This window comes from Blautia sp. OF03-13 (genome assembly GCF_003460685.1).
In the GTDB taxonomy this organism is placed as follows: Bacteria; Bacillota; Clostridia; order Lachnospirales; family Lachnospiraceae; genus Fusicatenibacter; species Fusicatenibacter saccharivorans.
This window is the reverse complement of sequence record NZ_QTVR01000009.1, coordinates 87182-101988: the sequence shown is the minus strand read 5'-3', so window position 1 is coordinate 101988 and position 14807 is coordinate 87182. Positions and strand designations below refer to the sequence as shown.

Below are 14807 nucleotides of genomic sequence, written 5' to 3'. Positions count from 1 at the left end.
TCCTGTCCGCAGGATCAGCCTTTCAGGGATCCGAGCATAACACCCTGATTGAAGTATTTCTGCACTAACGGGTACATACACATGATCGGCGCGGAGGAAACCACGATGATCGCGTATTTGATAAGATCGGCCATCTGCTTTGCCTCAACGGCTGCAGCGCCGGTACTCATGGCACTCATGGTCTGATTGCCGACCAGAATGCTTCGAAGGACAATCTGCAGCGGCTGCAGACTTTCGCTTCGGATATAAATCAATGCATTAAAGTAGGAGTTCCACTGTCCTACTGCTGCCCACAGGGCAATAACAGCGATAACGGCTTTGGAAAGCGGAAGCACAATCTTGAAGAAGAATCCAAGGTATCCACATCCATCCAGCTGCGCCGCCTCCCAGAGATCCTCCGGGATACTGTTGTTGAAGAACGTTCGTCCTACGATGATGTAATACGTTACAACGGAGAACGGAACAACCATAACCCAGAAGGTATCCAGCAGATGAAATCTCTGTACTGCCAGGTAGGTCGGGATCAGACCACCGGTGAAGAACATCGGGATCAGATAAAATGCCGTGAAGAATTTTCTTCCATATAAATGCTTTCTGGAAAGCGCGTAGGAAGCCGGAATATTGACAACAATTGTCACAAGTGTTCCCATAATTACGTAAGCAATCGTGTTACGGTAGCCGGTCCACAGCTTTGCATAGCTCGCCAGCTGTTTGTATCCTTTGAAGTTAACTCCTTTCGGAAGGAACATAATCTGTCCGTTGGATACGGCTGCCGGATCACTGAACGATGCAATGATGATGAAGTACATCGGATACAGGGTGATGATGATCAGAAGCACGCCGATCGTATACAGGATGATATCGAAAATCCAGTCTTCTCTGGATTTCTTTACTTTATTTGTTGATACTGCTTTTGCTTTACTCATATTTTTGCTCTCCATTCCTATGTAGGCTCAAAATTCTGTCAGATCAGTGAGGTATCACTCATTTTACTGGAAATGAAGTTGACTGCCAGAAGAAGAATCAGGTTGATAATGTTGTTGAACAGGCCAATTGCAGCGGAAAGGCTGTACTGGCTGCTCACAAGACCCATCTTATACACATAGGTGGAAATGATCTCACTTGAAGTACTGTTCAGTGTATTCTGCAGCAGGTAAACCTTCTCAAATCCAATGCTCATAACGCTTCCCATTCTCATGATAAACATGATGGTTGCCGTCGGCAGCAGAGCCGGAACGTCGATGTGGATCATTTTGTGCCATTTGTTGGCACCGTCCATTGTTGCCGCTTCATACAGGGTCGGGTCTACAGAGGAAAGTGTTGCGATATAGAGGATACTGTCCCATCCTACATGCTGCCATGCCTCAGACCATACATAAATGTGCGGGAATGCTTTTGCACTTCCCATCAGGTTCGGGAGCTTGAATCCAAGCAGTCCCACCAGCTTTGCGATAATACCTGTACTTGGGGAAAGAAACAGGATCAGCATTCCGGCCATAACAACGGTGGAGATGAAGTGCGGCAGATAGGTTGATACCTGGAAGAATTTTTTAAACTTCTGTGCCTTCATCTGGTTAACCAGCAGTCCCATGATAACCGGAAGCGGGAATGTTACCGCGATGGTGTAAAGACTGATGATAATTGTGTTTTTAATGGTCAGACCGAACTGATAGGAGTTAAAGTACTGTTTGAAGTATTTCAGCCCAGCCCAGCTGCTTCCCATAATTCCTTCCGCAGGTGTAAAGTTTTTAAATGCAATCACAATTCCGTACATCGGATAGTACGTAAACAGTGCAAAAATGATAATGGAAGGAAGCATCAGTAAATATAATGGCCTGCTTCTTCTCACTCCCTCTACAAATCCTATGGAACTCTTCTTTTTGGTTTTACTATGGTTGGCGCTCACATATCATCCCTTCTTTCCTTTAGATTTCTTTTTCTCGTCTCAACCGATGAACATATTATACAAAAACTCGCCTCATTTTTCTAACATTTTCCGGCAGTCTGTATATTAAAAAAAAGACGTTTTCGCAACGTCTTTTTTTAAGTAAAATCTGTTTTTTGTTATCTATCACGTTTTTTTGTTATTGACACCATTTTTTTGTTATTTCTGACGGCTCCGGTATTCATTTGGCGTACATCCAACCAGCTCCCGGAACGTTTTACTGAAATAGGAAAAATTTCCGTACCCGACTTCCATCGCAATTTTGCTAATCGGCAGGGATGATGTGCGCAAATATTCTTTTGCCCGTTCAATTCTGCGCTCGGCGATATAATTTGGCAACGACATTCCCGTCGTTTTCATAAAAAGTTTGGAAACATAATCTTCCGAAAGAAAGACTTTTCCTGCCAGCACCGGCCGTGAGAGATCTTCTCCCAGATTCTGTTCAATATATTTTTTCAGCTGATCCACCACATTGTCGCTGTGTGTTTCGCTCTTTTTCTGTCCCTCCAGTACAGCAAACAGATATTCGATAAATTCCCGGCTTCCAACTACAGAAAGACAGGCTTCTCGTCTTCTGTGCTCGAATTCTTCTCTTTCAAAAATCTGTTCAAAAGCGATTCCACGGTCTTTTAAATAGCCATAAACCGTCTGAACCAGTTCTCCGATAAAACGAACGGTAAAATCTTTTCGCATTCCACCCGCAGCCCGGCGCTGTGTAATATAGCCCTGCAGAGATTTCCTTACCTGCTGCACAGAGTCCGTCTGCTCCATTTCTGCAAGATACGTTTTCCAGGATGGCTTTTGATATTCACGTTCCACAAAGTACCAGCGGTCTTCGTACAAAATTCCTGTCTCATCCGGCACGGCGTATTTTTCGATTTCTTCCAGTTTATCCCGGCTTTTTGGAATCTCTTCCAGCGTAACGGGTTTTCCCATATAGGTACAGAATCTTGCCGGAACCGCACCGGAAAGACACTTTCTCCATTCCTCCAGCTTTTCTTCATCCCCTGCATTTCGGATCACGTTCCGCAGTACAATCGCCCACTCCAGATCACTGGCATGGACAATGGCTTCCACACGCCGCCCTCTTGTTTCAAAAAATTCTGTCGTGACATTCTCAATCACAAAATTCTCCAGACTGATTTCTTTTTTATAATATTCTTTCGAAGGAATCTCCAGAACACGCAGCTGGATCAGGCAGAATTTTTCTTCCGGATCGTCATATTTCTTTTTTGCCTGCTCGATCCAGTATTCTTCCTGCATACACTGGATCAGAAGATCTTCCCATAGTTTCTTTTCTTTCTGTTCTGTATTTTCCTGTGCTTTTGTCTTCTGCTGTTTTTCCTTTACAATCTCGACCAAACGAAGAAGCGCGATTTCCAGATCTGTATTGGAAATCGGTTTCAGAAGATACTCTCTGGATGAAAGTTTCAGCGCCATCTGTGCATAGGCAAAATTTGCATAACTGCTCAGGAAGGCACATTCGATATCCAGTTTTTTATATCGGATCCATTCGAGCAGTTCCAGCCCGTTTCCCTGTGGCATGTCGATGTCACACAAAAGCATTTCGATTGGATATTCTTCCAGCAGTTTTTGCGCCTGGCGGATATTGTTTGCCGTAAAAACCATATCGATTCCGATTTTACTCCAGTTCACAGTCTCTTCCAGCTTATCGACCAGCAGCTTATCATCATCCACGATCAGAATAGTAATTGCCATAAAAAAGCCCCCAATATTTTTTAAGGCCAGCCGGCAGATTCCACTTACATAGAATATTCTGCCAGTTGGCCTGCTTAAAAACTATTATATCCTTTTTATTCTTTTCCGTCAAAGCAATAGGTACACATTTTGCACTTCGGCAGTCCAATGGATTCTACCAGATCATCGAGGCGGTGATACCGGAGGCTGGTAAAGTTCTGACGGCGGCAGATTTCCTGGCACATGGATTCGTAGCGGTCGCTCTTCGGATCTGCATATTCCTCCAGTGTTTTTTCTGCATTTTCTCCTTCTTTTTCGAGGATGATCCGTCTGGTAATCAGATCAAGCTCGGATTTGGAACGGGAAAAGTTCAGGAACTTGCATCCATACAGCAGCGGCGGGCATGCCGGGCGGACATGAACTTCTTTTGCACCGCTCTGATACAGAAACTCAGTCGTCTCCCGAAGCTGTGTACCGCGCACAATGGAATCATCAATCAAAAGCAGCTTTTTCTGATCGATCAGTGCCTGTACCGGAATCAGTTTCATGCGTGCGATCAGGTTTCTCTGCTCCTGATTGGTCGGCATAAAGGAACGCGGCCAGGTCGGAGTGTATTTGATAAACGGTCTTGCAAATGGAATTTTAGACTCATTGGCGTAGCCAATCGCATGGGCGATACCGGAATCCGGCACACCGGCAATGAGATCCGGGTGAACATCACTTCCCGCATCACGTTTTGCAAGCATGGCACCACAGTGATATCGCATCTCCTCGACGTTAATCCCCTCGTACGATGCTGTCGGATAGCCGTAGTAAACCCACAGGAAAGAGCAGATTTTCATCTCCTCCTGCGGCGGAACAAGCATCTCCACGCTCTCCGGTGTGATAAAGTCGATCTCTCCAGGTCCCAGTTCATGATAATCGGTATAGCCAAGATTCAGGTAAGCAAAATTTTCAAAGGAGGCACAGTAAGCGCCCTCTTTTTTACCAATGACAAGTGGCGTACGGCCTTTTTTATCACGGGCGGCGTAAATTCCGTCTTTCGTCATCAAAAGCAGCGTCATGGAGCCATCCACCACATCCTGCAGATGACGAATACCTTCCGTAATCGTTTTTTCGCTGCAGATCAGAGATGCTGCCAGCTCTGTGGCATTGATCTGTCCGGTGCTCATTTCCTGGAAATGCGTCCGTCCGTTTCCATAAACATTCTCCAGGAGCTTGTCCATGTTGTTAATCTTTCCAACGGTTGTAATCGCAAAGCTTCCAAGATGTGACTGGATCAGGAGCGGCTGCGGTTCATAGTCGGAAATGCATCCGATACCAAGATGGCCTTCCATCTCTGCTACATCGCGCTCAAATTTTGTACGAAACGGGGAATTTTCTATATTGTGGATTGCACGGCTGAAACCATTTGCTCCATAGGTCGCCATTCCTCCTCGTCTTGTACCGAGATGAGAATGATAATCTACTCCATAAAACAGTTCCAGCGTACAGTCTTCTCTTGATGCAACTCCAAAAAAGCCTCCCATTTGTCGTTTACCTCTCTTTTGTATTTTTTCTCCCTTGTGATGCGAAACGTATCGGTAATTCGGGCCATGGTCCTTTTACACCGTTTCGATTTGCACATACTTTCTTTTCTGTTATAGTGTAACACGATTTTTCCCGGATTGTAAAGTTTTTCTAATAAATTAGCTCACGAAAATAACTCACGTTAATAAATCATTTTCTGGCTGTTTTCACAAATTTTCCCGGATATGGTCGATAAACTTCGTTGCGGCAAGGCTGAATGGCTGTTCTCTTTTCCAGGTAAAAACACTGCGGCAGATGATCGGCGGATCTAAGAATCGTCCGACAATCTCGTCTTCCTTCCATAGTTCGGAGACTCCCTGCACCGTAATGAGATACCCGAGTCCCTTCCGAACCATTTTTGCTCCATTCGTCGGCATATTACAGGTAAATCGAACATTCAGCTTCTGATAATATGCTCCGAACCAGTTGGTAATCTCATTTTGCACATCCTGTCTTCTTGGCAGGATCAACGGAAGATCTTTTAAATCTTCCGGATGTACGACTTCTTTTTGTGCCAGCGGATCATCCGGGCGCATCAGCACCTGCTGCCGCTCTCCTTCTTTCAGACGCACAAACTCATATTTTCCCACATCAACCGGCTCCAGAAGCAGTGCAACATCCATCAGACCACGATCCATCTGCTCTTTCAATACATCTGCTGTTCCCGTCACCAGATCAAACGTCACGTTCGGATATTTTTGGCTGAAGGTTTCGATCAGATCTGCCAGAACATTCACAGACCTTGTCTCTCCGCATCCGATTGTCACATGTCCGTCGATCAGTGCTTCCTGCTCTGCCAGTTCTTTTTCTGTCTTATCAATCAGCCCGATAATTTCTTCTGCCCTGCGGCGCAGCAGGATTCCCGCATCCGTCAGCCGGATTCTCCTTGTTCCCCTTTCAAACAGGATCACTCCCAGTTCTTCTTCCATCTGGGACAGCTGACGGCTTAAGGTTGGCTGCGTAATATGCAGCATCTCTGCCGCACGGCTGATGTTTTCTTCCCGTGCTACGGCAAGAAAATAGCGAAGTACTCTTGTTTCCATATGTCTCCCTCTCGTTTTTCTCTCATTTTATTTCTGGTCTTTGTTTTATTTTGCTCTTTATTTCTTTTCCTTCCTGTTTTTCAGAAAGAATTTTCTTTCTTCTACTATATCGCTTTTTTTGTTTTCTGAAAAGAAAGTATTGATTCTTTTTTTCAAGTATGATACTTTGAAATTGTTGCGTACAGAGGTTCTGCGTTAAACTTAACGCAAATTTTCTGTACCTGTTTGCTATCCACAGAAATCAGAAACACGCGCATTTTTCTCTGATTTCCTATGATAATTTTTTGTATCAGGAGGGTTTTACTATGGTTTCACTTTTGCTGCCTGTCATTTATCTGGCATTCATCAGTCTTGGACTGCCGGATTCTCTGCTCGGCTCTGCGTGGCCGGTCATGTACCAGGAACTGGGAACTTCCGTTTCCGCAGCCGGTATCATTTCCATGATTATCTCTGCCGGAACAATTGTTTCCAGTCTGAACAGTGACCGGCTGAACACACGGTTTGGCACCGGAAAGGTCACCGCTGTCAGTGTTCTGACAACCGCTGTGGCACTGTTTGGTTTTTCCATCAGCCATTCTTTCTGGGCCCTGTGCCTCTGGGGAATTCCCTACGGTCTCGGCGCCGGAAGCGTCGATGCCGCTTTGAATAACTACGTTGCGCTTCATTATAAGGCGCGCCATATGAGCTGGCTGCACTGCATGTGGGGTGTTGGCTGCAGTACCGGCCCTGTTGTGATGAGCTGGGCAATCAGTCACCTGAACTGGAACAAAGGATATCTTATCATTTCCATTTTCCAGATTGTGCTGACATTGGTTTTGTTCTTAAGCCTTCCTCTTTGGCAGAAACCTGCCGGAGCTGCCGAAGAGGATACCTCTGTTCCGGCGGAGCGGAGTTTTTCCAGTCTGATCCGTGTTCCTGGTGTCAAAGAGGTGCTGATCTGCTTTTTCTGTTATTGTGCAGTGGAATCTACTGCTGGCATGTGGGCTGCAAGTTACTGTACGCTGTTCCGCGGTATTGATGCACAGCGTGCCGCAAGCTGGGCCAGCCTGTTTTACATTGGTATTACCATCGGACGTTTTATCTGCGGTTTCGTTACCATGAAGCTGAACGATCAGAATATGATTCGTCTGGGACAGTTTTTCATCGCCGTTGGTGCGGTTCTGATGCTGCTGCCGTTTGGCGATTCCCTTCTGTTTATCGGCCTGATCCTGATCGGACTTGGCTGTGCGCCGATTTATCCTTCCATCATTCACGAGACACCGGCAAACTTCGGTGCCGACTTAAGCCAGGGAATCATCGGCATCCAGATGGCCTTTGCTTACATCGGAACCTGCCTGATGCCGCCGGTTTTCGGCGTTCTCGGCCAGCATATTTCCTTCGGACTGTATCCGGTATTCCTGATGGCCATTTTGATTCTGATGGTTGTAATGGCAGAGCGGATGCACCGCGTAACGGCGGAAAAGAGAAATTCTTATAAAGCCAACTATTAATCCAATTATTCTGCAGCAGAATGGTCCCCTTGGATCAAACTCTGATATACTGCGTACAAAAAAGTACATCTGATCAGGTTACTCCCTGATCAGATGTACTTTTTGTAAATTTCGGAAATTTTTTCAAGCACGCTCCGCTTCAAACTCTTTCACCACATCCTCCAGCAGGTTTCTGATCTGCAGGTGCTGCAGACATACTTTCTCACATTTCCCGCATTTCACGCAGTCTGATGCCTTTCTGCCCGGTGCAGTACATACAAGATTGTGATAAGAAATACTGATACATCACGCCAATTTTCCTGTTTCATTCCTCAATCATGCCAAAGACATCTTCAATCTCGCCCATATACAGATAATGGAGATCGCCATCTTTATATAAAGTATCGCGCGTAAATTCCGGCAGATCTTCTTTCTCCATTCTGACCGCATAGATTTTTTTGCAGACAAAGGTCAGCTCTGCCTCTTCAAATCCAACCGCATTTCCCAGCATCTTCGGTGTCAGACTGGTCAGACTGATCTTATCCGGCACATCATTTCCCGATTTTGATCCCAGGATTCCAAGATCCTTCCGATATTTCTCTGGAAAAAAGCAGACCGTAAACTCGTCTTCCTTCTGCAGAATCTGATGCGTCCGGCGGCTTTCCCGGATAAATACGGTAATGATCTGCTTTCCTTTCTTTGGCGGTCCCCAGATCGTCCCCATCGTACCCCATCCGATCGTCATCGTATTATACTCCCTTGGCGTACCCGCAGTACACAAACCCCAGCGGTCATCAAAAATAGAAAACACATCATACTTTGCGGTTTTAAAATTCTCCATCGTAATGTTCATACTACATTCCCCTTTCGCTGATTTGCTTTGTTATCCTTAGCATACCGTACGGTAGTAACTACCGGGCAAGAACTTTTTTTCGAAGCCTTGAATTTTATAAAAACAGGGAATTTTTTTATTTTAGAAATAAGAATTGTATGTTATACTAATGAACGTTGCCACTCCCAGACAGGCAGAGAAGGGAGGGTTGACAGTGCAAGAACTATTCATTTCATTTTTTCTTTCCGTTATGGCAAGTATAGTAGCTACTATATCTGCAAATGGCTGGACGGTAAGAAATAACTGGCAGCCAGCCTAAGGTTTAAGCCGCCTTGCCCAAAAGGCACAGAAAGCCCCACGAGTTGCAGCTCGTGGGGCTTTTGTTGACTTTGCAAGCCATTCATTTCATTGCCTATCGGCATTATAGCATATGAAAATTTAAAATGCAATATTCTTAAGTTTTAAAAATAAGATTTCTTTTTCATCTATTTTTCCACAACGCAAAAACCGGAATGCTTACACATTCCGGTTTCCAGCAGAGCGCGAGACGGGATTCGAACCCGCGACCCCAACCTTGGCAAGGTTGTACTCCACCCCTGAGCCACTCGCGCATTTATTAATTTTTATCTTGCTAAGTGCTCGCTGCACCTTACAAATGATACTATACAGGAACTCCCCTCATTTGTCAATACCTATTTTCAATTTTTTTCAAAAAAAATCAAAAGTATCTACGATTCCCTCAATTTTCGCTCTCCATCAGACACCCGCACAGCTGTCTTCCCCCCACAAATTCACACCGAACCACCCTCCTGACGAATCCAGACTCCTTTCCATCCGTCCTCCCAACCCCACATGCTCACGCCGATCCGCCTCCTGGCGGATCCAGACGCTTTACCCCCGTCCCCACCGTCAGACCTCGCGTGGCTTCGTACCTGCGGTGCAGCGGGCATAGAAAAAGAGGGCAAGAACTGTGAGCGCAGAAGGGGCCCGGAAAAATGGGATGACCTCTGGTGCACAACACCAGAGGTCAAAACGCACTGAGTCGGGAAACCATCAGGTTTCCTGACGAATTGCGTTGATTCCCATTTTTCCGGGCCCCTTCCGCGCCACAAGTTCCGCCCTCTTTTTCTCGCCCGCTGCACCGCAGGTACGAAGCCGCACGAGGTCGTCCGTATTCACCTCTACGCCTTCAGAATCGCGCTCAGCACATACTGATTATTTGAGAAGTTTTTCTGCGAAATATCCCCGAGTCTGATCAGGTCAACATCCAGCCACAGCTCCTCTGCTGCCACCATCATATTTGCAAACATAATCCCGAAATTCACCTCATCCCACTTCCGAAGCTTCTCCACACTGTGCTTCTTCGAGAAAATATGAATTCTGTTATCATACACCACAAATCTCCACGGCTGGCTGTTCATACTGGATGGCGACAGTCTCGCCGCTTCCAGCATCTGCGTCATCCACTGCCGCGGCACCTCTTTGAACACACAAAGATCCTCCAGCGGCAGTCTCTTTGCTTCACTTTGCCGTCTCGTATGCGAACCATGACTCTTACCAAAAGCGACGATCCCCACCAGCCGCTTTCCGTTCTTCTCAAGCTCCGCCTTTTTCACACGATTACTTCCGATAAAGCAGGTTCCCAGTCCGATACTGCACAGATACAGCACCATCTGTTCCATAATATAACCCACGTTCATCAGATATCGTTCTGACTCCTCCGAATAAAAAGCCATATAATACGGCGCCTTCACACTGAACATACTGAGCATTCTCTCCTGCCCTTTTCTGTTGTCCAGAATCGCCATATCCACACCGATGCCCGAAAACAGTGCCGGCATCTCCTTATAATGCTCCCAAATCTTATCCAAAGTCTGCGGCGGAAGCGTATCAAAACAATAATTCCTTACTGATTTTCTAACAAAAATAGCCTCATATAAATTCATACTCTCACCCTTACTTCATCTGCTATCCGTCTGTTTTTGTTACAGTTCACTGCTGAATGAACAGTAATATTTCTTTCATAGCCGGCCGCGGCCCGCTCCCCATTTTTACAGGAGCAAAGCCGCATTCCGAAAAATTTACGTTTAATCTTCCGCATTCGACAGAAATACGGAAATTCTCCCTCTTAATCGCAAATATTTTTCAATTTCCAGCTCATCCATTTTTACTCTGTAATAATATTGTAACATATTCAAAAACTTTTTCAAGGGAAAAACGCGCCAAATTTTGTATATTTTTCACACATATTTCCCATCAAATTTATGCAACTTTAAAACCTGTGCTTACGCTTCCGCGGTCAGCTTCTCCAACTCCTCCACATAAGAAGCAAACACATCCAGCGCCTCTTCCACCGGCTCCGGCTTCGTCATATCGACGCCGCAGATCTTCAAAAGGTCGATCGGATCCATCGAGCAGCCGCCGCTTAAGAACTGTTTGTACTTCTTCACGATACCCGGCTCCCCTGCCAGAATCTTGCTGCTGATTGCAATAGCCGCCGAAAAACCGGTTGCATACTGATATACATAGAATGGTGTATAGAAATGCGGAATTCTCGCCCACTCCAGTGCAATCTGCGGATCCGAAACCATATCCGGCCCGAAGTACTCCTTGTTGATCGACAGATACAGCTCTGAAATGCCGTCCGCCGTCAGCGTACCGTCTTCTGCCATCTTCTCATGAATCCGCTTCTCAAACTCCGCAAACATCGTCTGGCGGAACACCGTTCCCTTGAACTGATCCAGGAAATAATTGAGCAGGAAGATCTTCTCCTCTTTCTCTTTTGCATGCTCCAGCAGATAGCGGATCAGCAGCGCCTCATTGCAGGTGGAAGCCACCTCTGCGACAAAGAGGCGGTACTCTGCATACGTAAACGGCTGTGTATGGTTCGAATACCAGGTATGCAGCGAATGGCCCATTTCATGCGCCAGTGTGAAGACCGAATCGATATTTCCGTTAAAGCTCATCAGCACATACGGATGGGAATCGTAAGAACCCCAGGAGTAAGCACCGCTCTTTTTTCCTTCGTTCTCATAAACATCCACCCAGCGCTCCGAAAAGCCCTTGTCCAGCAGTGCCACATAATCATCCCCGAGCACGGCAAGCGCTTTCTTCACGATCTCGATCGCCTGCTCATACGTATATTTCTGCTCGTACTCTTTCGTCAGAGAAACGTAAACATCATACATATGAAGTTCATCCACACCGAGCAGCTTCTTACGCAGTGCCACGTAGCGGTACATCGCCGGCATTTTTGCATGAATCGCCTCGAGCAGCTTGTCGTAAACCGAAACCGGGATATTTCCGCCATCCAGCGATGCAGCCAGTGCAGATGGATATTTTCTTACATCTGCAAAGAATGCGGCCTGTTTCAGATTGGCACCGAACGTTGCGGCGAGCATGTTTTTGTGTTTTTCATACTCCGCATAATACTTCTCAAACGCTTCTTTTCTGACCCGGCGGTCCTTCGACTGTAAAAATCCGACGAAGGTGCCGTGGCTCAGTGGAACCTGATTTTCCTCTTCATCCGTGACCGGCTGGAATCTGAGGTCTGCGTTCGAAAATGCCGAGAAAATCTGATCCGGGCTGGATGCCATCTCTCCGGCTTTTGCAAGAACCGCCTCCATCTCCGGCGAGAGAATGTGCTCTTTCTTGCGGAAGTTTTCTTTTAATATGCGATCGTACAGACGGAGCGGCTCATATGCTTTTTCAAATTCTGTAACCGTCTCCTCGTCAAGCTCCAGGATCTCCGGCTCTACGAAAGAAGAGGCATCCGCAAGAACAGCCATCATGCTGTCCATCTTTCCGGCATAGCCCTGATACTTCTGATTTCCCATATCCTGGTGATATTTCTGGCTTGCATAGACATACAGGCTGGAAAAGACGCGGCTGATGTCATCAAGACCGGAAAGAACGTCATACAGCGCTTCTGCACTCTCTTTCATTGTTCCCTGTTTTGCGCGGAACGCTTCTATTTTCTTCGCAAGCTCCTGCTCTGTTTTCTCAAATTCTTCATCACTACCAAACAAACTCGAAAGATCCCAGCAGTACGCCGGATCCATCTCTTCTCTTTTTTTCAGTTTAATTTCTGCCATATTTCTCCCTTCATCCATCTTTTTAGACGGAACTATTTCTGCGGTTTTTCTTCTAATACTAATGTGCCGCACTTACGCTTAGTTTACCACAATTTAACCTCTAAATCTAAAATTTTTTCTTAATTTTCTTGACAAATCCATAAACCGATTGTATGATTGTACTATCAAGTTAATACAGTAGTACAAAAGGAGTGAATGCCATATGCCATGGAATCTTGATTCCTCGCGGCCGATCTATCTGCAGATCATCGAGCGGGTACAGATGGACATCATCACCGGGCGCTATCAGCCGGGCGATAAGCTTCCGTCCGTCCGCGATCTCGCGCAGGAGGCCGCCGTCAACCCGAACACAATGCAGAAAGCGCTTTCCGAACTGGAACGCAGCGGACTGATCTATTCCCAGCGGACCAGCGGACGCTTTATTACCGAAGATAAGGAGTTGATTCATCAGATGAAAAAAGAACTTGCCGCCGCAGAAGTATCTGCTTTTGTTGCCCACATGAAACAGCTCGGCATAACCCCGGAGGAAATCCGGCAGCTACTTGCCGAAACGATTGAGGAGGAAGAAAATCATGAGTGAACTTGTAACGTGTAAAGACCTGACGAAGCGCTTCGGAAACCACACCGCGCTCGATCATCTCAACCTTTCCCTGGATTCCGGGAAAATTATCGGACTGCTGGGGCCCAACGGAAGCGGAAAGACGACGCTCTTAAAGCTGCTGAACGGACTGCTGACCCCGAGTGAGGGTGAAGTCCTCATCGCCGGAAATCATCCCGGTATTGAGACAAAACGGATCGTCTCCTATCTGCCGGATAAAATGTATCTCGGCAGCTGGATGCGCGTCTCGGATCTTTTAACGTATTACAGCGATTTCTTTGAGGACTTTGACATGTCCCGCGCCAATGCCATGCTGGAATCCTTAAAAATCAGCCCGAAGGACCGTTTGAAAACGATGTCGAAGGGAACGAAAGAGAAAGTCCAGCTCATCCTCACGATGAGCCGCCGCGCAAAGCTCTACTGCCTCGACGAGCCGATTGCAGGCGTCGATCCGGCAGCACGCGATTACATTTTATCTACGATTTTAAACAACTACGAACCAGACGCATCCATCCTCATCTCAACACATCTGATTTCCGACGTCGAAAATATTCTCGATGAGGTCATCTTTATCCAGGAGGGCCAGTTAAAACTACACGCCTCGGTTGAGGATATCCGGATGCAGGAGGGTGAATCGATTGATTCTTATTTCAGGGAGGTATTCAAATGTTAAAAAAATGTCTGAAACATGAGTGGAAAGCATGCTGGAAAAACATGGCGCTGCTGAACGGTGCCGCCATTTTCATGGGCGCTCTCGGAGGCTTCGGATTCCTCTTTTCCCAGATTTCTGAGCTGCCGGATCTGCTGATCGTCCTCTATCTGTTTGCGTACGTTTTGATTGTGATCGCCGCATCCGTCATGACACAGGTGCTGATGATCCAGCGCTACTATAAAAATCTTTTTACCGACGAAGGGTATCTGACCAACGTCCTTCCGGTATCGGCAACGGATCATATTCTCTCCAAAATGCTGGTTTTCGGCGCATGGAGCATCTTAAACGCACTTTCCGTTCTCGCTTCCTTCGCTTTTTTGCTTCTGCCGTCCGCAATCCGGTATTTTACCGCAAACACCCTGCTTTTTTACAACAAGACCATGACCTTTTCCGATTTTCTGTCCTATCTCTGGGCACAGATTACCGGTGTTGCCGATGCTGCTTTTTCCCTGATCGGCATCACGAACCACATCGGTATGGCACTGTTTTCCATCGTTGGCTTCTTCGCTTCGCTGTTCTTTGGCATTCTTCTGTTCTATGCCGCCATCAGCATCGGAAGCCTGGTATCCAGCCACAAAATTCTGACGGCTGTCCTCTCTTACATCGGCATGACTACCGTGATCCAGATCTTCGGCGGAATCAGCATCGTCCGTGTTTTCCAGGACTCCACACCGACTGCTGTGGTTACCACATCCTCGGTTTCCACCCTTATCATCACCGTGGTGCTCTGCGTTGTTCTGTTCCTGATCTGCCGCTATATCTTAAGCAGACGGCTGAATCTTTCATAAAAATTGCATTAAAAAGCGCCGCCGCGGACGAACCGAATCGTCTGCGGCGGCGTTTTGTA

At 46.6% G+C, this 14807-nt stretch carries 13 protein-coding genes and 1 tRNA gene; 4 read left to right on the top strand and 10 right to left on the bottom strand.

What is annotated here, in order from left to right; translation table 11 throughout:
* Nucleotides 1-14: 14 nt before the first annotated feature.
* The 5 genes from DXA55_RS08850 to DXA55_RS08830 all read right to left on the bottom strand — a co-directional run bounded on the left by DXA55_RS08850 (nucleotide 15) and on the right by DXA55_RS08830 (nucleotide 6255).
* The gene (locus DXA55_RS08850) at nucleotides 15-926 is read right to left on the bottom strand and encodes a carbohydrate ABC transporter permease (protein ID WP_117760703.1); all 912 of its coding nucleotides are present in this window, start codon (nucleotides 924-926) and stop codon (nucleotides 15-17) included.
* 38 nt (nucleotides 927-964) lie between these two features.
* Nucleotides 965-1906, bottom strand: coding sequence for an ABC transporter permease (locus DXA55_RS08845; RefSeq protein WP_242998437.1), 942 nt, complete (start codon nucleotides 1904-1906; stop codon nucleotides 965-967).
* A 198-nt stretch (nucleotides 1907-2104) separates the two neighbouring features.
* Complete coding sequence (locus tag DXA55_RS08840) at nucleotides 2105-3664, bottom strand: response regulator transcription factor (RefSeq protein WP_117813791.1); 1560 nt, start codon at nucleotides 3662-3664, stop codon at nucleotides 2105-2107.
* A 95-nt stretch (nucleotides 3665-3759) separates the two neighbouring features.
* The gene (locus DXA55_RS08835) at nucleotides 3760-5172 is read right to left on the bottom strand and encodes an amidophosphoribosyltransferase (protein WP_117813789.1); all 1413 of its coding nucleotides are present in this window, start codon (nucleotides 5170-5172) and stop codon (nucleotides 3760-3762) included.
* A gap of 207 nt (nucleotides 5173-5379) precedes the next feature.
* Complete coding sequence (locus tag DXA55_RS08830; RefSeq protein WP_117813786.1) at nucleotides 5380-6255, bottom strand: LysR family transcriptional regulator; 876 nt, start codon at nucleotides 6253-6255, stop codon at nucleotides 5380-5382.
* Nucleotides 6256-6560: 305 nt separating this feature from the next.
* Between DXA55_RS08830 and DXA55_RS08825 the strand changes: the two genes are divergently transcribed.
* Nucleotides 6561-7745, top strand: a complete 1185-nt coding sequence (locus DXA55_RS08825; protein WP_117813784.1) for an MFS transporter — start codon at nucleotides 6561-6563, stop codon at nucleotides 7743-7745.
* A gap of 304 nt (nucleotides 7746-8049) precedes the next feature.
* Here DXA55_RS08825 and DXA55_RS08820 read toward each other — a convergent pair whose 3' ends face one another.
* The 5 genes from DXA55_RS08820 to pepF all read right to left on the bottom strand — a co-directional run bounded on the left by DXA55_RS08820 (nucleotide 8050) and on the right by pepF (nucleotide 12650).
* Entirely contained in the window at nucleotides 8050-8577 is a 528-nt protein-coding gene (locus tag DXA55_RS08820) for a flavin reductase (protein WP_117509337.1), read from the bottom strand.
* Between the two features lie 518 nt (nucleotides 8578-9095).
* Nucleotides 9096-9167 (bottom strand) — tRNA-Gly (locus tag DXA55_RS08815).
* A 442-nt stretch (nucleotides 9168-9609) separates the two neighbouring features.
* Nucleotides 9610-9735, bottom strand: a complete 126-nt coding sequence (locus DXA55_RS18095) for a hypothetical protein (RefSeq protein WP_264466072.1) — start codon at nucleotides 9733-9735, stop codon at nucleotides 9610-9612.
* Between the two features lie 2 nt (nucleotides 9736-9737).
* Nucleotides 9738-10502: a nitroreductase family protein gene (locus DXA55_RS08810; protein WP_022462268.1), complete on the bottom strand. Its 765-nt coding sequence runs from the start codon at nucleotides 10500-10502 to the stop codon at nucleotides 9738-9740.
* Between the two features lie 339 nt (nucleotides 10503-10841).
* Nucleotides 10842-12650 carry an oligoendopeptidase F gene (gene pepF, locus DXA55_RS08805; RefSeq protein WP_242998435.1) on the bottom strand — a complete coding sequence of 603 codons (1809 nt, stop codon included), beginning with the start codon at nucleotides 12648-12650 and terminating at the stop codon, nucleotides 10842-10844.
* A gap of 202 nt (nucleotides 12651-12852) precedes the next feature.
* On the opposite strand from pepF, the gene DXA55_RS08800 reads away from it, so the two are divergent.
* The 3 genes from DXA55_RS08800 to DXA55_RS08790 are packed head-to-tail and all read left to right on the top strand — an operon-like array spanning nucleotide 12853 to nucleotide 14748.
* On the top strand, nucleotides 12853-13230 hold the full coding sequence (locus DXA55_RS08800; protein WP_022462266.1) for a GntR family transcriptional regulator: 378 nt from the start codon (nucleotides 12853-12855) through the stop codon (nucleotides 13228-13230).
* Nucleotides 13223-13921, top strand: a complete 699-nt coding sequence (locus DXA55_RS08795) for an ATP-binding cassette domain-containing protein (RefSeq protein WP_055227982.1) — start codon at nucleotides 13223-13225, stop codon at nucleotides 13919-13921. The genes DXA55_RS08800 and DXA55_RS08795 overlap by 8 nt, the downstream gene beginning before the upstream one ends.
* On the top strand, nucleotides 13915-14748 hold the full coding sequence (locus DXA55_RS08790; protein WP_117760689.1) for a hypothetical protein: 834 nt from the start codon (nucleotides 13915-13917) through the stop codon (nucleotides 14746-14748). Before DXA55_RS08795 ends, DXA55_RS08790 begins: the two co-directional genes overlap by 7 nt.
* Nucleotides 14749-14807: the final 59 nt, after the last annotated feature.